Source organism: Bordetella sputigena, from assembly GCF_965137885.1.
GTDB classification, from domain to species: domain Bacteria; phylum Pseudomonadota; class Gammaproteobacteria; order Burkholderiales; family Burkholderiaceae_B; genus Bordetella_C; species Bordetella_C sputigena.
In genome coordinates this window covers 229,610-248,088 of the sequence record NZ_CBCSCA010000005.1, presented here as the reverse complement: position 1 = coordinate 248,088, position 18,479 = coordinate 229,610, and the positions used below count along the sequence as shown (strand labels likewise).

Sequence of the window (18,479 nt, the reverse complement as noted above, 5' to 3'; positions counted from 1 at the left end):
NGCNGGNCAGGGTGGGCGAGCGCTGTTCGATACGCTGGTGGTGTTCGAGAACTATCCCGTGGACGAGGCCTTGGCACAACCCTTGCCCGACGGCCTGCGGTTCAGCGGGCTGACCAATACGGAGCACACCGGTTATCCCTTTACATTGATCGTGTCCCAGCGGGGCAAGCTGTATCTGCGGCTCAGCCATGATGCGCTTGCCTGCGACGCGCAGGATGCCGAGATGCTGGGCCGTCGGCTGCTGCAAGCCTTGTCGCGCTTGGCTTCGGATGGCGAAGCGGTGCTGGGTACCCTGGGGGTGTTAGCGCCACATGAAGGCGACGCTTTGCGGTCATGGGCGGCAGGCGGACCGCTGACCAATGCCTTGGCGGGTTGGCGGGATCAGCCCGTGCATGCGGTCATCGCGGCGCAGGCCGGGCGCACGCCGGATGCGGTGGCGGTGTGCATGGCGGTGGATGGCGCCGGCAGCGCCGGTCTGCTGACGTTGACCTATGCGGAACTGGAGCGGCAGTCGAACCGATTGGCGCATCGCCTGCTGTCGCTGGGCGTGGGCCCGGAGCGACGCGTAGCGATCGCCGCGTACCGTCATCCGTCGCTGGTGGTGAGCCTGCTCGCGGTGCTCAAGACAGGCGCGGCCTACGTGCCGCTGGATCCGGAGTATCCGGATGACCGTCTGGCGTACATGATGCGCGACAGCGCGCCGGCGCTGCTGCTGACGCAATCGTGGCTGTCGGATCGCATGCGGGCCTGGACCGGTGCGGTCCTGGAAGTCGACACGCTGGATCTGGCCGGCGAGCCGGATCATGCGCCGGAGATCCCGGTGCACGCCGAGCAGGCGTGCTATGTGATCTATACATCCGGCTCCACAGGCAAGCCTAAGGGCGCCACCAACCGCCACGTCGGGCTGGGCAATCGCATAGCCTGGATGCAGCAAGCCTATGGCCTGGGTAGTGACGACGTGGTGCTGCAGAAGACTCCTTTCAGCTTCGACGTCTCGGTGTGGGAGTTTTTCTGGCCGCTGATGGCGGGCGCGCGGCTGGCGCTGGCCGGCGTGGGCGAGCATCGCGACGCCGAACGGCTGCTGTCGCGCATCGTCGATCACGGCGTGACCACGATGCACTTCGTGCCCTCGATGCTGCACGCCTTCGTGTCGCACTGCGAGTCGCTGGGCGGCGGCGCTCCGATGCTGGCCTTGGCCCGGCAAGCGCTACGCCGCATCTACTGCAGCGGCGAAGCGCTACCCGCCGAACTGTGCGTCCGCTTCCATGCCTTGTTCTCGGCCGTGGAGCTGCATAACCTATACGGCCCGACCGAAGCGGCCATCGACGTCACGTCCTGGAATTGCGCGAACGCCAGCGGCACCGGCGTGCCGATCGGCCGCCCGATCGCCGGCCTGCGCACGCACGTGCTGGACGCCAACCTGAACGAAGTGCCACCAGGGGTTGCGGGAGAGCTGTATCTGGGCGGCACAGGCCTGGGCCGCGGCTACCTGGACCGGCCGGCCCTGACCGCCGACCGCTTTATCGCCGACCCCTTCGGCAGCGGCCAACGGCTGTACCGCACCGGCGATCTGGCCCGCTGGAATCACGAAGGCCAGCTTGAATACCTGGGCCGCCTGGATCACCAGATCAAGCTGCGCGGCCAGCGCATCGAGCTGGGTGAAATCGAGGCGCAGCTGCTGGCCCAGTCCGGCGTGAAGCAGGCCGTGGTGCTGGCGCAGTCCGCGATGACAGCCGACGGCGCGCCGTCGGACGCGGGCGCCGCCGCCTTGCGCCTGGTCGCCTACGTCACGCCCGCGCAGCTCGACACGGCGGCATTGCGGCGCGCATTGGAAGCATCCCTGCCTGCCTACATGATCCCGTCGGCCTTCGTCATGCTCGACGCCTTGCCGGTGACGGCCAACGGCAAGCTGGACCGCAAGGCGCTGCCCCAGGCCGAGTTCGCGTCCACGCAGCGCTACGAAGCCCCGCAAGGCCAGGCGGAAGCAACCCTGGCCGCGATCTGGCGGGAAGTCCTGGGCGCGACCCGCATCGGCCGCCACGACAACTTCTTCGAACTGGGCGGCGACTCCATACTCAGCATCCAGATCGTCGCGAGAGCCCGGCAGGCCGGCTTGCTGATCACGCCAAGACAGGTATTCGAGCACCAGACCATCGGCGAGCTGGCCCATGCCGCCGTCGCGACGATAGCGGGTGAGGAAGCCGGCCAACCGCCACCACAGTCCTCCACGCCGGGCGCCAATTCGACTATCGGCCGGAAGCTGGCCGATCACCCCGGCGCGCCGGCGCCCGCCACGCTAGGCCTGCGCGACGCCGATATCGAAGACGTCCACCCCCTGTCGCCGACCCAGCAAGGCATGCTCTTCCACACGCTGGAAGCGGCCGGCAAGGGCCTTTACGTCAATCAGCTCAGCGTGCGCGTGCAAGGCGCCGACGCCCACCGCCTGGCCGGCGCATGGGCCGAGATGGTGGCGCGTCATCCAACGCTGCGCACGGCCTTCGTCTGGCAGTCAGGCATGGAACGGCCCTTGCAGATTGTCCATCGCCACGTCGATCCCGACGTACGCATCCTCGATTGGCGCGGCCGTCCGGATCTGGCGGAACAGCTCGCCGCCTGCGCGGCGGCCGAAGCGCGGGCCATCGATCCGGCCCGCCCGCCGCTTTCCCGGCTGGCCTTGATCCGTGTGGATGCGGATAGCCACCAGTTGATCTGGACGCATCACCACCTGCTGCTGGATGGCTGGAGCGCATCCCGCCTGACAGGCGAGTGGCTGCTCGCCTACGGTGGCGAGCCGCTACCGCCCGCCGGTCCGGCCTATGGCCACTACGTGCGCTGGCTGGGCACCCAGGACCGCGATGCCAGCGAACGCTTCTGGAAGCAGGCCTTGCGGTCCCTGGACGGCCCCACTTTACTGGCGCATTGCCCCGGCGCCCGCCAGCAGGCCGAAGCGGAAGGCTACGCGCGCATTTATTCGCGCCTGGATGCGGCGCGCACCACCGCCCTGCGCCAGTTCGCGCAGGCCCAGCGCGTGACGCTGAATACGGTGATCCAGGCCGCCTGGGGGCTGCTGCTGCAGCGCTGCGCCGGCAAGGAAACGGTGGTCTTCGGCGCCACCGTCGCGGGCCGACCCGCCGCCTTGCCGGGCGTGGAAGATATCCTGGGCCTGTTCATCAATACCATTCCCGTTCCGGTGCGCGCCGCGCCATCGCGTACGGTGGGGGATTTCCTGCGCGACCTGCAGGCTGAAAACCTGCGCTTGCGCGAGCATGAACATGCCGGGCTGGCGGACATCCAGCGCTGGGCGGGTTCTTCCGGAAGGCCGCTGTTCGACAGCATCGTCGTGTTCGAGAACTACCCGGTGGATCGCGCGCTCAAGGGTCAGGAACGCTATGGACTGCGCTTCGAGGACAGCCAGGGCGGCGGCCTGACCGGCTACGTCATGGACATCCAGGTCGTCGCCACCGACGAAATAGAACTGGAGTACTGCTATTCCACGGCGCATCTGCCCGACGCGATGGTATTGGACCTGCGGCGCCAGATGGAGCATTTGCTGCGTGAGATCGAACGGGATGCGCATGCGCCGGTGGGCGACCTGGGATGGCTGGACGAACCGGCGCTGGATCAGTTGCGCGCCTGGAGCCGCGACGCCGATCAGCCCGTGGCCGGCGAACGGCGCTACGTCCACCACTTGATCGCGGCGCATGCGCGGCGGCAGCCGGACGCGTTGGCCGTGGTCATGGACGACGACGAGTACAGCTATGCCGCGCTGGATAAGGCGGCCAACCGTCTGGCGCATCGGTTGATCCAGGACGGCATCGGGCCTGAAGTCCGCGTCGGTGTGGCGATGCCGCGCTCGCTCGATACCATCGTGGCTTTCCTGGCGGTGCTCAAGGCGGGCGGGGCCTACGTGCCGATGGATCTGGATCATCCCGAAGACCGCCTGGCGTATATCGCACGCGACAGCGGCATGGCGCTGCTGCTGGCTTCGCCATCGGGGCCCGCGCAGCTGTCGCGCGTCGGCGTGCCGGTGTTGGTGTGCGACACCGCCGCGGTCGCGGGCCAGCCGGCCGGCGCACCGGATGTTCGCCTGTCGCCCGACAACCTGGCTTACATCATCTATACCTCCGGCTCCACGGGCAAGCCCAAGGGCGTGGCGGTCAGCCACGGGCCGCTGGCCATGCATTGCCAGGCCACGGCGCGCATCTACGGCATGACGCCGGCATCGCGCGAACTGCTGTTCATGTCGTTCTCGTTCGATGGCGCGCACGAGCGCTGGCTGACGGCGCTGACGACCGGCGCGCGCCTGGCCGTGCGCGGCCAGGAATTGTGGACGGCGCAGGAATCGCTGGAGGCCTTGCATCGCTACGGTATTACCAACGCGGCCTTTCCGCCGGCCTATCTGGCGCAGATGGCCGAGCATGCGGCCCTGCACGGCAATGCGCCGCCCATGGATCTGTACGTGTTCGGCGGCGAGGCCATGCCGCGCGCCGTCTACGAGCGCGTGCGCACGCATTTGCCGGCGCGCGGCTATATCAACGGCTACGGGCCGACCGAAACCGTCGTGACGCCATTGATCTGGAAGGCGCCGGCCGGCGAGAGCTTCGATTGCCCTTATGCGCCCATCGGGAAGACGGTGGGCGAGCGGCGGCTATATGTGCTGGATGCCGATCTGCGGCCGGTGCCCGTGGGGCACGTCGGGGAGTTGTTCATCGGCGGCTATGGCGTCGCGCGCGGGTACCTGGGCCGCATGGCGCTGACGGCGGAAAGTTTTGTGGCCGATCCCTTCGGGGCGCCCGGCACGCGCATGTATCGCAGCGGCGATATGGCGCGCTGGCTGGCCGACGGCAATGTCGAGTACATCGGCCGGCGCGACAACCAGGTGAAGATCCGTGGTTTCCGTATCGAGCTGGGCGAGGTCGAGTCGCGCATCCTGGCGCTGCCGGGCGTGGAGGAGGCCGCCGTCGTCGTCCGCCAGGGACCCTCGGGGGCGCAGCTCGCGGCGTATATAGGCACGGGACAGGACGGCTCCGGCGCCATCCCGCCGGCCGCGCGGCTGCGCACGCAGCTCGCCGCGCAGCTGCCCGACTATATGGTCCCGGCGTCCATCACCGTGCTGCCCAGGCTCCCGCGCCTGATCAGCGGCAAGCTGGACCGGCAGGCCCTGCCGGCGCCCAGCGCGGCGGCGGAGCGGGACTTCGTGGCGCCGGCCACGAACGCGGCACGCCAGCTCGCCGCCATCTGGGAGGAAGTCCTGGATGCGCCACGCGTGGGACAGACCGACAACTTCTTCGAGCTCGGCGGCGACTCGCTGCTGAGCCTGAAGATGCTGAGTCGCGTACGCGCGCTCGCGCAGCCCGACCTGTCGTTCACGCTGCGGGATCTGATGCGTCGCCCGACCATCGCCGGCCTGCTGGGTCTGGAAGATATGCAGCCGGCCGCACCCGTTCCGTTGAACGCCTGCCAGGACCAGAGCGCGCCGCTGTTTTGCGTGCATGCCGGCATGGGGACGCTCTATGACTACCAGCCCATGGCCAGGAAACTCGACGGCATCCGGCCCGTATATGGCCTGCCTTGCCGCATGCTGCTGGACGGCGCGCACGTCGATCGTTCGCTGGCGCAGATGGCGGATGACTATTGCGCCATGGTGACGGCCGCGCAGCCGCAAGGGCCCGTCCATCTGTTCGGATGGTCGCTGGGCGGGACATTGGCCGCGATGATGGCGCAACGCCTGGAGGCGCAAGGCCGCGCCGTGGCCTTCCTGGGTTTGGTGGATACCTATGTGAGCGGACTGGAGCAGGATCCGCTGCGCGATTGGCGCGAGGACCTGCCGGCCTATGCACAGTTGATGGTGCCCGACATCCCAGCCGACCGCATCGCGGCGGCGACGGCCGCGGTCCGGAATGCGAGCCGCGGCGGTCGCGTGGAAGGCGCCGCAGCGGCGTCCAACGGCGTCCGCGAATTTCCGGCGGCCCCGGATTCCCCCGACGCCCCGGAACTGACGCAGGAAGCCGCGGAGTCCCGCCTGCGGGAGCTGCTGGCCGGCTCGACCGCCGGCCATGCGGCATTGGGCGCGCAGGAACTGGCCCGCATCTTCCTGGTGGCGCGCCGCCTGCAGGCGCTGTCGCTGGAAGCCGGGCCCGTCGGCAAGGTGCGAGTCCGTCCATGGTGCTGGTGGCGCGCGGACCGCGATCCCGTACAACGATGGACGCTGTCGGCACAGCTCGGCCATGCCGCCGGGGCGCGCCATCGCACCTTGGACGCGGACCACTATGCCATCATCCGCGCCGGCGACCTGCTGGCGCAGGTCGCCGAGGCATTGGCGTCGTCATGGGATCGGAGGGAAGCCGCGCACACCGCCGCCGAAACGGCGCTCGCGGAGGACGGTCCCGGCTGAGAAGACCCTATGGCGCAGGCGCGGCCGCCGCGAAAGCGGCGGCCAGCCGCGCCGCGACATCGCGGCGCACCTGCATGGCCTCGGGCACGATATTCCCGAGCCGGGCGAAGTCATGCACCATACCCGGATACACCACGCACTCGGCCCGTACGCCGGCGGCGCGCAGGCGCTCCGCGTAGGCCAGCCCTTCATCCGTCAGCATGTCGCATTCGGCCAGGACAATATGCGCCGGCGACACTCGCGCCAGGTCCGCGCATTCCAGCGGCGCGAAGCGCCAGTCGCGCGGATCGCCGGTCTCGCCCAGATAATGCCGATACATCCAGCGCAGCGTCTCGGCCTCCAGCAGATAGCCGGTGGCATAACGGCGGCGTGATTCGAAGTTCCCGTCGGCGCTGGCGCAGGGATAGAGCAGCACCTGCACCGCCGGCCGCGGCAGGCCGGCATCGCGCGATGCGATCGCCAGGCCCGTGGCCAGCGTGGCACCAGCGCTATCGCCGCATACGGCCACGCGGGACGCGTCGCATCCCAGCGCGCCGGCGTTGTCCAGCGCCCAGCGATAGGCATCCCAGGCGTCTTCCACCGCGGCAGGAAAGCGATGCTCCGGCGCAAGCCGGTAATCCACCGCAAGCACCGCGCAAGGTGTCAGCACCGCCAGATCGCGGCACAAGGAGTCGTGCGATTCCAGGCCGCCTATGCAGTAGCCGCCGCCGTGGAAGAACAGCAGCAGCGGCAAGGCGCCGGAGCGAGCCGGCGCCGTCGATGCCGGACCGCCGGAACCGACCGGCGCCGGGGAGGCCGCGGAACCGCCCGGCATCCCGGGCGCCTGCTTCGCCGCGCCCAGCGGCAGATACAAGCGCATCGCCAGACGCCCGCCATCCCGCCGGGCGATCTCCAGCAAGCGCGTCTCCACCTGCCGCGAGCCCGGCGCATCCAGCATCGGCGTGGCGGCCTCATAGTCCGCCCGCGCCTGCGCCGGCGTGGACGCGTGCATGGGCCGGCCCTGGCCGGCCGCCACCATTTCCAGGAACGCCGCCAGATCGGGCTGCAGCATCGCTCACCCTACCAGCTGTACGACAAAGTCCCGACGAAGGTACGCTCCTGTCCGTAGCGGCAGTTCAGCGTGTTGTTGCGGCATACGATGGTCTCCTTGTTGAACAGGTTGATCACGTTCAGCCCCAGCCGCCACCCGCGGATCTCGTAGTGCAGGCCGGCATCGAACAGTACGGCGTCATCGTTGGTGATGGTGTTGGCGACGTCGGCGTAGGTCTTGCCGATGTATCGCACCCCGGCACCCATGCCCAGTCCGCGCAGCAGGCCCGACGGCAGGGTGTAGTTCAGCCACGCCGACGCCATATGCTCCGGCGTGACGATGGGAATGTTCCCTTCCTCGGCCGGGTTGTTGCTGCTCTTGACCCGTATATCGTTGAAGGTGTACGAAGCCAGCAGATCCAGGTTGCGCGTCAGATTGGCCTTGCCTTCCAGCTCCACGCCGCGCGAACGGATCTTGCCGGTCTGCACGCTGAAATTGACGTCCGTCGGATCGGTGGTCAGTACATTTTTCTGCGTCAGGTCGTATACCGCCACGGCCACATAGCTGTTGCCGCCCGGCGGTTGGTACTTCACGCCAACTTCGTACTGCTCGCCCTTGGTAGGCCGGAACGGCGTGCTGTCCTTGGTCGCGCCCGCCTGCGGCAGGAAGGACGTGCTGTAGCTGACATACGGCGTGATGCCGGTGTCGAACTGATAGCCCAGCCCCGCGCGCCCGGTGAACGCATCGTCGTTCTGCCGGGTCGCGTCGCCGGCCAGGCGGTCCTGGCTATTGCTGCGCGCCCAGTCCTGACGGCCCCCCAGCGTCAGGATCCACTTGTCGATCTTGACCTGATCCTGCATGTACAAGCCGAACTGGCGGCTCACCTGCTTGAGATCGATGATGCTGCCGGCATCGGACGGATAGGGAATGTTCAGCCCATATTGCGGATTGTCGAGATCCAGCGGAGGCGCCGTACCCTGGCGATAGTGCTGCTGCCCGTCCAGGAACTGGTAATCGAAACCCGTCAGCAGCGTATGGGCGGCCGGCCCGGTCTGGAACTTCCATTCCGCCTGGTTATCCACCACGAAGCTGTCCGCGCTTTCCTTCGACGCCAGGGCGTAGCGGCTGATCGTATGGCCATCGGGCAGCAAGCGCAGCGAGTACAGGTCGCGCTGGTCCAGCCAGCCCTTCTGGTAGCGGGCGTTCTGCCGCACCGTCAGCAGCGAATTGAAGCGGTGCGAAAGCTGGTAGCCGATCGAATACTGTTCGCGATCGTATTTGTTGAAGTCATAGTCGCCCACCAGCGTGTGCGTGGGATACACCGGCCGCGATTCGCCGCCGGTGCGGTCGTGCTGCCAGCTTGTCAGCAGGGTGAAGGAGGTATCGGCGTCCGGCTGCCAGGTGAAGGCCGGCGCGATATAGCCCAGATCGTCGGGATAGCGGTGGCCGGATCCGTATTTGTCCTGTGTCCCCGCGTCGCGCCAGATGCCGGTCAGGCGATACAGGTACTTGCCGTCCTTGTCGATGGGGCCGCCCAGGTCGAATTGCGCCTGCTGGCGATCCCAGCTGCCGAACTGGATGCCGATGTCGCCGAAGGGTTCGGCGGTGGGCCGCTTGGTGACGCGATTGACGATACCGCCCGGCGCGACCTGGCCGTACAGCACGGATGACGGGCCGCGGATCACGTCGATGCGCTCCAGCGCGTACGGGTCTATGCGCATGCGGATCTGGTCATACGGCATCTGGCTCAGGCCGTCGCGATAGTCGCCGCTGATCTTGGCGTCGAAGCCGCGCAGCACGATCCAGTCGTTGCGGACGTCGTTGCCGCCGAAGTTGTTGACCTGCACCCCGGGCACGTATTGCACGGCCTGGGCCACGCTCAAGTCGTTGCGGTCGCGCATTTCCTGCTGTGTCACGACCGATATGGACTGCGGGATTTCGTTCAGGGGCGTGGCCGTCTTGGTGCCCGTCAGCGATTGGGTCGCCACATAGCCGCTGGTGGGACCGGTTACGGGATCCTGCGCCGTGCCGGTTACGTTCACCACGGGCAGGGTGGCGGCCGGCGTCCCCGCCGGCGCCTGCCGCGTTTGCGGTGTCGTCTGTGCCGATGGCGCCGCTTGTGCTTGTTGTGCCTGTTGCGTCTGCTGGGCCTGTGCGGCGCCCGTCACGCTCAATCCCAGCATCAGGGATGTGCCGAGCAGCGGCCGTCGCAAAGGAAATGAAAGAGCCCCGGTTAGCAGCGTTTTGTTTTGTTTTTTCATGGTAGTAGTGTGAAAGAATCCCCTTGGGCATGCCGGCCAGGCCGGTCAGACCGCGGGTGCGAGGGCCGGTGGCCCGGCGCCGATATGCGCCGGGACCGGTGTGTCCATCACGTGCGCCGGCGCCGATAGCGCCGCGCGTACGGATAGGGAAAAGACTTCGAACACCCGGTCTATCTGGGTTTCGGAAATGATCAGCGGCGGCAGGAAGCGCACCACGCTGCCGTGCCGGCCGCCCAGCTCGACGATCAGCCCCCGCCGCAGGCATTCGGCCTGCACCGCGCCGGCCAGCGCGGGATGGGCCGGATGAACGGGATGGTCCGCCGCCGGGATGCCCCTCGCCGTCGCGTGCGCGGGCATGCCCCCTGGTACGTCGGCTCGCACCAGCTCCACGCCCACCATCAGGCCGCGCCCGCGCACGTCGCCGATCTCCGGCACGTCGCGCTGCAGCTGGCGCAACAATCCCTGCAGGCGCTGCCCCATGGCGCCGGCGTGCTCGGCCAGCGGTTCTTCGCGCAGCACGCGCATGGTGGCCGACCCCGCCGCCATCGCCAGCTGATTGCCGCGGAAGGTACCGGCGTGCGTGCCGCCGCTCCACAGATCCAGCTCCTTGCGGTACACGACCACCGCCAGCGGCAAGCCGCCGCCTATCGCCTTGGACAGCACGATGACGTCCGGCACGATGTCCGCATGTTCGAAGGCGAAGTTCCTGCCCGTGCGGCCGAAGCCGCTCTGGATCTCATCGGCGATCAAGGGCACGTCGGCCGCCGTCGCCAGCGCGCGCACGCCTTGCAGCCAGGCGGCCGGCGCGGGGATCACGCCGCCTTCTCCCTGCACGGCTTCCAGGATCATGCCCGCCGGCTTGGGCACGCCGCCTTCCGGATCGTTCAGCACCGAGCCGATGTAGTTCAAGCCGGCCCGCACCGCCGCGTCGCCACGCAGCGCGAAAGGGCAGCGGTAATCGTAGGGATAGGGCAGGAACTGCACCCCCGCCAGCGGCGTATTCAAGGAGCGCTTCGGCTGCAGATTGCCCATCAGCTGCAAGGCGCCCTGCGTCATGCCGTGATAGGCGCCCTGGAACGCCAGGACGTCGGCGCGCCCGGTGGCGCTCTTTACCAGCTTCAGGGCCGCTTCCACCGCATCGGTGCCCGCCGGACCGCAGAACTGTACCCGCGCATCGCGCGCGAAGGCCGGCGGCAGCGTATCGAACAGATCGCGCATGAAGCGGTCTTTCACCGGCGTGGTCAGATCCAGTGTCAGCATGGGCATGTCGTCGTGCAGCGCTGCCTGGATGGCTTCCACCACGGCGGGATGGTTGTGGCCCAGCGCCAGCGCGCCGGCGCCCGCCAGGCAGTCGATGAATACGCGGCCTTCGACATCTTCCACATAGATGCCCTTGGCCCGCCGCAGCGCCAGCGGCAGTCTGCGCGGGTAGCTGCGGGCATTGGATTCGCGGCCGGCCTGATAGCGCAGCAGCGCGTTGCCGCCCAGCTGGTACGGCCGCGCCAGCGGATCATGGCGCCGCGCCAATTCGGTTTCCGTGGCATCCGCCTGATGCGAATAAAGGGAATGAGCCATGGTCTGTGCCTCGCGCTATCGGTCAGGAGGTCAACGCGGCACGCGCGGCCCGCGGCTGTTCGACGGGCTGCGCGGCATCCGTCGCGCGCCGCAGGGCGGCGCCGATTTCCCAGGAGCGGACCGCCAGGATGGAAAGCAGGCTGTCGCTGATGCCATGGGTGGCTTCGCTGCCGCCTTGCACGTAGATGGCCGGACGCAGCCTTGCATCGGCGCGCAGACGGTAATGGCGGTCCGGCGCATAACCGTCCAGATAGCCTTCCAGCGGCGCCAGCAGTTCCTGGTGGTGATCGCGTTCATAGCCCGTCGCCAATACCACCGCGTCGTAGTGCAGCGTGTCGCGCTCGCCGTCGTCCAGGTCGCGTATCGTCAGGGCGATGCCGGCGTCTTCCGCATGCGCGGCCGTGACTTCCCGGCGGCGCAACAGACGGTGGCGCGCCTCGCGGCGGACCTTCTGCTGATAGAGCACCTCGTAGATGCGCTCGATCAATTCCACGTCGGGCGCGGAATAGTTGGTGTGCCGGATCTGCGCGAGCAGCGCCGCCCGGTCGGCGTCCTCCCGCGTGTACAGATAGTCCGTATGCTCGACGTTGAACACTTCGTTCACGAAGGGGCTGTCGTCGGACGGCCGTATGGTGTGGCCGCGTACCAGCATGTCGATACGCGGCCGCGACGGGTGCTCATGCAGATGCATGAAGATTTCCGCGGCGCTCTGGCCGGCGCCCACCACCGCGACGCGGTCCAGCCGCGGCAGGCGGGCCAGCGCCGAAAGATAGCCGCTGGTGTGGAACACGCGGCCGTCGGACAGCGATGCCGTAAAGGCCTCGGGTATGCGCGCACGGCCGCCGACGCTGATTACCAGGTTGCGCGCCAGCCGCTCGCGCGTCCGGCCGCCGGCGTCCACGGACCGCACGCGCAACAGCTCGACGATGCCGTGCGCCGGCTCAGGCTGTACGTCCAGCACCTGCTCGCCATAGGCGCAGCAGTGCTCGAAGTGGCTGGCGGCCCAGGACAGGTAGTCGTTGAATTCCTGGCGGCTGGGAAAGAAGGTCTTCAGGTTGATGAAGTCCTGCAGCCGGCCCTTGCTGTGCAGGTAGCTCAGGAAGGAATAGCGGCTGGCGGGGTTGCGCAGCGTCACCAGATCCTTCAGGAAAGAGATCTGCATATGCGCTCCTTCCAGCATCATGTCCGGATGCCAGGCGAAGCGCGGCTGCTTCTCGATGAACAACGGCCCGTTCGCCGGCCCCGCCACCGGCCGCTGCGGCGCGCCGCGGCCGTGGTGTTCTTCCAGCGCGATGGCCAGCGCGATGTTGGAAGGTCCGAAACCGATACCGATCAGATCGTGTACGTGCATGTCGTCCCGTTCAGCTTGCCGGAGCGGCGATGCATTCGCCGGCCGGCCCTCTAGGTATCCAGAAGCGTTCCGCGAAGAACCGTTCGCGCGACAAGGTGCCCAGCATCGCGCGCTTGTGCGGGAAGTCGAAGGCTTTCTCCAACGCATAGCCGCTGCGCGCCAGGTTGCGCAGCATGCGCGCGTTGTCGATGCGCGGTTCAATGACAAGGCGCTGGGTGCGCGCGTCGTCCAGGAACAGGTAATGGGAAATCGACGGCAGCCAGGCCGCGACGTAGCGCGCGCCGCGATACGCCGGCTCTCCGATCAGCACGTGCCAGCCGCGGTCATGGTCGCGCGCATCGCAAAAGGGCGCGATGCGGTCTTCCCTGGCCCAGTACGCTTCGAAGTAGCCGAAGGGCACGTTGTCCAGGCAGGCGATCAAGGCCAGCGTGTGCGGGTCGGCGGCGCCGCGCAGCAGGTATTCGCGATGCTTGTCCAGATCGCCTTCTTCCTGCCAGAAGGCTGCCACGTGCGGGTCGTTCATCCAGCGGTTCAGCCGGGCGGCATCCAGCTCGGCGCTGGCGACGCGCAAGGACAAGGTGGCGTCCAGCCAGGAAATATGCCGCCGGTAGACCACGCCGGATGGCTTGGGCGGGCGCAGCGGATGGCGATAGCCCTGGGTCATCGTGTAGCGCAGCGGGAACGGTTCCGGCCGGTGACCGCCCAGCCATACCGGGGCGTACTGGTAGAAGGCCTCGGCGGCCAGGCGCGGTTCGGGCTCCGGGCCCGCGGCCGTGCCGGCGACAGGCGGAACCTGCAGCAGGCCCTGCAAGCGCAGGCGTTCCAGATACGCGGGCGGCGTACCGCCGCCCAGGTCCAGGGTTACCGCACCGGCCAGCGGATTGCGCGCAAACGCCGCCGCGGCGGCCGCGAGCAGCTCCTCGAAGGACGGAGCGCGCGGCCCCGGCCATGCCAGCCGGGGCGCGTGTGCCTGATCCCGTATCTGCTCCATCGATGCGTTTCCTGCGTAAGGGCGCCGCCCGCGTCGGCACGGGCGTGTACTCTCTGGAGACGAATGAGAAAGGTTGCTGTTTAGTCCCGGGAGGCGCCGGCGCGCCGGCGGTTGCAGGGCGCCAAGGGGCAGAGGTCGCAATAGCCATGGCCGGGCAACCGGTAATACAGGCAGCATCGGCGCAGCAGCGTGACGCTTGCGCCGTCGTCTCGCCTGGCGTGGCGCGTGGGGCGGTACAGGGGATTGGCCTTGCCGTCTTCGAAGCAGGGCGCGTCCAGCAGCGCTTGCCGGTCCAGGGCGATGACGGCGACACCGGGCATGGCCTGGCCCAGCCGCGACAAGGTCATGTCCAGCAGGCGCGCCGCGTTGCCCCAGGCGATGCCGCGCGGCATGCGCGCGTGGATGGCCAGGGCGTCCGCCAGCGGGCGCAGATGCTGGTCCAGCAGCGCGGCGTAACGCTGCAGCGTCGGCGCGCCCGCCATCGGCGTGCCCTCGTGCGGCACCGCGAAGCGCCAGGGCGCGCCATCGCGCGACCAGCGTGGCGATATCTTTTCGGCGCCGACCGGTAATACCCGCCCCAGCACGCTGGCCGCCGCGGCTACCGGCGGGATCAGGCGTTCGACATACGCCAGGTTCCAGACCGAAGCCACGGCGACCCGGTCCGTGCTGCGGAAATGCCTGGCCTGCGCGTCCAGCAACCGGGGCAGGGCATGCGGATCGGCCAGGAAGTCGGCTAGCGTAGGGAGCCCGCGCGCCGTCCCCGATGCATCGTCCACGTCCAGCACCACCCGCCGCGCGTGCCGCCCCAGGCCTGCGCGGTAAAGGGGGGCCAGCGATGGGATCAGGCGTTGCGCCACGGTAGCGCCGGTGCGCGGAGGCGGTCGGTGTAGGGGCTGGCGAGCTGCATATCCACGCAGACGAATGAGGCGGGGAAAAATTTAGTACTCGCGCGCGGCGGATCTGGCGCGAGCTAAATCTCGCGGCCGCTGGATCGTCACCATAGGCATGGACTCTCCATTCAGCCGGTGCCCCGATTGATCAAACAGCTGCTCAAACGTACCCGTGGCCTGTTGACGCTGGCGACGCTGGCCAGCATAGGCGCGGGTGCCGCCAGCGTCCTGCTGGTGGCCCAGATCAATATCGCCCTGACCGCCACATCCGCCGACCGCGCGCAACTGGCATGGCGCTTTGCCTTGACCGCCGTGCTGGTGATGGTTTTCCGCATGGTGGCCGCCTTGCTGTTCGAACGCCTGAGCCAGCGTACGCACGCGGACCTGCGCCGTCATATCGCCGAGCGCGCCGTGCATGCCGACTATGCCGCGCAGGAGCGGGTCGGCGCCGATCGCCTGCAGTCCGCGCTTACCGAGCACAGCGCGAATGTGGCGCAGTATTTCGTCAGCTTGCCGGCCATCCTGACCAATACGGTCATCGTGGCCGGATGCCTGATCTACATGGCCATGCTGTCGTGGCGCGTTTTCCTGGCGGCGCTGCTGGTGGTGGGGCTGGGATCGCTGGGGTACCACCTGGCCCATCTGCGCGCCATCCGTCACCTGGATGCCGCCGCGCGCCACCAGGATGCGCTCTTCGGCCACTTTCGTTCGATCAGCGGCGGCGCGAAGGAACTGCGGCTGAATGCCGGTAAACGCCAGGCCTTTCTTGCCGGCATGCTCAACGCCGCCATCGAAGCCGTTCGCAAGGCACGCACGCGCGGCATGTCGATCTTCGTCATTTCCGCCAGTTGGAGCAGTTTCCTGATCTATGCCTTCATCGGCCTGGTGCTGTTCGTGCTGGCGGCCGGCGAGCCTGGCCAGCAACGGGTCATGACGGGTTTCGCCCTGCTGTTCCTTTATATGGTGGCGCCGCTGGAAGCATTGCTGCTGAATATTCCGCGGGCGAACCTGGCCAAAGTGGCCGCGCGGCGCATCGCCGGGTTGACGGGCGATCTGGCCTCCAACGAGCCGCCCGCGGCGCATGCTCCGGCGCCCATGGCCGCGCGCGTGGAACTGCGCGGCGTGCTGCATCGCTACTACCATGAACAAAGCGATTATTTCTTCGCGCTGGGGCCGATCGACCTGACGCTGAATCCAGGCGAGATCGTTTTCCTGGTCGGCGGCAATGGCAGCGGCAAGACCACGCTGGCCAAGCTATTGACCGGCCTGTACCGGCCGGAAGGCGGCCAGATCCTGTACGACGGCGCGGTGGTGGACGACGCCGGCCGCGACCGCTACCGGCAGGCGTTCACCGCGATCTTTTCCGACTTCCATCTGTTCGACCGCCTGCTGGAAGCGCCTCGCGACACGCTGGACCGCGACGCCAATGGCTGGCTGGCCCGGCTGCATCTGCAGCACAAGGTACAGGTGCGTGACGGCGCCTTCGACACCCGCGCCTTGTCGCAAGGGCAGCGCAAGCGGCTGGCGCTGGTCGCGGCCTATCTGGAAGACCGGCCCTTCCTGGTGTTCGACGAATGGGCTGCCGACCAGGACCCGGTGTTCAAGCGGGTCTTTTATCTGGAGCTGCTGCCCGAACTGCGGGCGCGCGGCAAGACGGTGCTGGTCATCTCGCACGACGACCGCTATTTCGATGTGGCCGACCGCGTGTTGAAGATGGAGAACGGCCGGCTGTCGGAAGGCCCGGCGCCCGCTCAGCCGGTGGCGTCGTCGCCGTCGCCGGATGCCCAGGCCACGGCGCCGGCGTAGTCGGCGGGCAGGGTCAGCAGCCGCAATTCCAGGCGTTCCAGCAACCGTGCGTCCTCCTGGCCGGCTCCCCGGCACCGTATGCGCCGCGCTTCGGCATCCGCGCCGCCGGCATGCACCTCGATGCGTTGCAGTGCCTGCGTGATGCCCTGGCCCGTAGCCTTCAATGCGGCTTCCTTGCAGACCCAATAGCGATAAAAGGCATCACGCTTCGCCGCCCCGGCGAACGGCCGCAAGGCCGCGCGCTCATCGGGCGTGAGCACCATGCTCGACAGGGCATGGACGTCCACCTCCGCGCGCAATTCCACGTCCACGCCTACCGCGCGCCTGTCCGAGATGACGATCAGCGCGAGCGCGCCGGAGTGCGCTACGTTGAACTGCATGGAACCGCCGGGCCAGACGGGCCGTCCCGTCGACGTGTAGGCCAGGCGTATCGACGCGCATGCGTCGTTTCCCGCCAGCAGACGCTTCAGCGCCGCCCGGGTCCGCGCGAAACGAACCTTGTCTTCATGCCGATGAAAGCGGTCCAGGCGCGCAAGTTCCCCGGCGTCCAGCAGCGCGAGCGCGTCCGCGGGCAAGGGCGCCCGCAGCGCCAGCTCCAGGCGCCACAACCGTACGTCCGCCGGCGCCCCGGGGATGGCAAGAGAGGTGAGATAAGCCGGCTCGTCGCCGCGCCAGCCTGCTGATCGTTTGTCGCCGGACATGCCGCTCGCCGCATCGATATCGATGCGGCGATTGTATTGCGGCACATGGATCGCGCCTCAACCCGCCAGGTACTTCCTGCGCGCGGGCTTGAGCACCGCGATCGCCAGCAGGGCCGCGATGATGTCCAGCGCGATGGCGGAATAGAAAACCGGATGCCAGCTGGCGGTTTTCTCGTGCATCAGCGCCGCCAGCGGGCCGCCCAGGATCGAGCCTATGCCCTGCGAGATATACAGCCAGCCATAGTTCGCCGTGGCATGGCGCGTCCCGAAGGTGTCCGTCAGCGTGGACGGAAACAGCGAAAAGATCTCGCCCCAGCCGAAGAACACCACGCCGGACAGCAGCACGAAAAGCAGCGGGTGTTCGCGCGTCGCCAGCCACACCGCCATGGCGATGCCTTCCAGGGCGAAGGCCACGAACATGGTGTTTTCGCGTCCCACGCGATCGGAAACCCAGCCGAAAAAGGGCCGCGTCAGGCCATTGGTAAGGCGGTCCACGGTCAGCGCCAGCGGCAGGGCGGCCATGCCGAACACCATCAGATCGGCCACGCCGAAATCGCGGGCAAAGCTGGCCATCTGCGAGGTCACCATCAGGCCGGACGTCGACATCATGGTCATCATCGCGAACATCAGCCAGAACAGCGGCTGCTTCAGCATCTGGCGCGGCGCCAGATCGCGCGCCGTGCCAGTCGCGCCGGCCGTGCGCGGCTGCACGGCCGCTACCGCCGCATCGCCAGGCGAACGCAGGCCCTGCGCGGCGATCACGCCGATCACCGCGAACAGCGCACCGAAACGCCACAGTGTGTTTTCGAGACCGCTGTCGGCCAGGGAGCCGGCGATCGGAAAGGTCGTCAGGATAGCGCCCATCCCGTAGCCGGCCGCGACCATGCCGGCGGCGAAGCCGCGGCGGTCGGGAAACCAGCGCACCATCAGTCCCACCACGCCGACATAGACGATGCCGGTGCCCAGGCCGCCGACAATGCCATAGGTCAGGTACAGCATGCCGATACTGCCCGCGGACGAGGCCAGGATCCAGCTGCAGCCCGACATCAGGGTGCCCAGCGCGATCAGCCGCCGCGGGCCGAAGCGGTCGATCAGGCTACCCTGGAATGGCGAGAAAAAAGTCTGCAGCACGATCAGCAGCGAGAACGTGACCTGCAGTTCGGAAAGCGGCACGCCCAGCTTGGCGGACAGCGGCTTGGTGAACAGGGTCCAGACGTATTGCGGACTGGAAATGGCCATCATGCAGACCAGTCCAAGCAGCAATTGGGTCCAGCGGTTGCTCAGGATATCTTTGGAACTATCGAGTGCGGCTTCTGCGGATACGCTCATGAGGGGCTCCAGGCCGGTTGGTCTGGAGGTGATCTCACGCAAAGCCTGTGCCAACCGCGCGGCGCGTTTACCGCAGGGGGAACCGTGCCCGGTCGAGCCATCGCACCTCGCATGACAAGACGCTTAATGGTGCGTCATGCCCTCGCATGGT

General features: G+C 67.9%; 10 protein-coding genes. 2 read left to right on the top strand and 8 right to left on the bottom strand.

The features are described 5' to 3' along the window. Window positions 1-4 precede the first annotated feature (4 nt). Window positions 5-6,394: amino acid adenylation domain-containing protein (locus ACNA0R_RS12080; RefSeq protein WP_415826248.1), on the top strand; the 6,390-nt coding region annotated here is incomplete at its 5' end. A 7-nt stretch (window positions 6,395-6,401) separates the two neighbouring features. Here ACNA0R_RS12080 and ACNA0R_RS12075 read toward each other — a convergent pair. The 6 genes from ACNA0R_RS12075 to fhuF all read right to left on the bottom strand — a co-directional run bounded on the left by ACNA0R_RS12075 (window position 6,402) and on the right by fhuF (window position 14,459). Beyond that, window positions 6,402-7,445: an alpha/beta hydrolase gene (locus ACNA0R_RS12075; RefSeq protein WP_415826247.1), complete on the bottom strand. Its 1,044-nt coding sequence runs from the start codon at window positions 7,443-7,445 to the stop codon at window positions 6,402-6,404. A gap of 8 nt (window positions 7,446-7,453) precedes the next feature. Beyond that, window positions 7,454-9,685 (bottom strand): TonB-dependent siderophore receptor, encoded by a 2,232-nt coding sequence (locus ACNA0R_RS12070; RefSeq protein WP_415826246.1) that lies wholly within the window; start codon window positions 9,683-9,685, stop codon window positions 7,454-7,456. 45 nt (window positions 9,686-9,730) lie between these two features. Beyond that, a complete protein-coding gene (locus tag ACNA0R_RS12065; RefSeq protein ID WP_415826245.1) occupies window positions 9,731-11,260 on the bottom strand; it encodes a diaminobutyrate--2-oxoglutarate transaminase in 1,530 nt (509 codons plus the stop codon). 22 nt (window positions 11,261-11,282) lie between these two features. Then, a complete protein-coding gene (locus ACNA0R_RS12060) occupies window positions 11,283-12,611 on the bottom strand; it encodes a SidA/IucD/PvdA family monooxygenase (RefSeq protein WP_415826244.1) in 1,329 nt (442 codons plus the stop codon). A gap of 10 nt (window positions 12,612-12,621) precedes the next feature. Next, complete coding sequence (locus ACNA0R_RS12055; protein WP_415826243.1) at window positions 12,622-13,602, bottom strand: GNAT family N-acetyltransferase; 981 nt, start codon at window positions 13,600-13,602, stop codon at window positions 12,622-12,624. A gap of 80 nt (window positions 13,603-13,682) precedes the next feature. Then, a complete protein-coding gene (gene fhuF, locus ACNA0R_RS12050) occupies window positions 13,683-14,459 on the bottom strand; it encodes a siderophore-iron reductase FhuF (protein WP_415826242.1) in 777 nt (258 codons plus the stop codon). A 177-nt stretch (window positions 14,460-14,636) separates the two neighbouring features. On the opposite strand from fhuF, the gene ACNA0R_RS12045 reads away from it, so the two are divergent. Further along, entirely contained in the window at window positions 14,637-16,298 is a 1,662-nt protein-coding gene (locus tag ACNA0R_RS12045) for a cyclic peptide export ABC transporter (RefSeq protein ID WP_415826241.1), read from the top strand. Here the strand turns inward: ACNA0R_RS12045 and ACNA0R_RS12040 are convergent. Continuing rightward, window positions 16,244-17,044: a 4'-phosphopantetheinyl transferase family protein gene (locus tag ACNA0R_RS12040; protein ID WP_415826240.1), complete on the bottom strand. Its 801-nt coding sequence runs from the start codon at window positions 17,042-17,044 to the stop codon at window positions 16,244-16,246. The two genes, ACNA0R_RS12045 and ACNA0R_RS12040, sit on opposite strands and share 55 nt — an antisense overlap. A gap of 12 nt (window positions 17,045-17,056) precedes the next feature. Further along, the gene (gene oxlT, locus ACNA0R_RS12035) at window positions 17,057-18,328 is read right to left on the bottom strand and encodes an oxalate/formate MFS antiporter (RefSeq protein ID WP_415826239.1); all 1,272 of its coding nucleotides are present in this window, start codon (window positions 18,326-18,328) and stop codon (window positions 17,057-17,059) included. Between the last annotated feature and the right edge of the window lie 151 nt (window positions 18,329-18,479).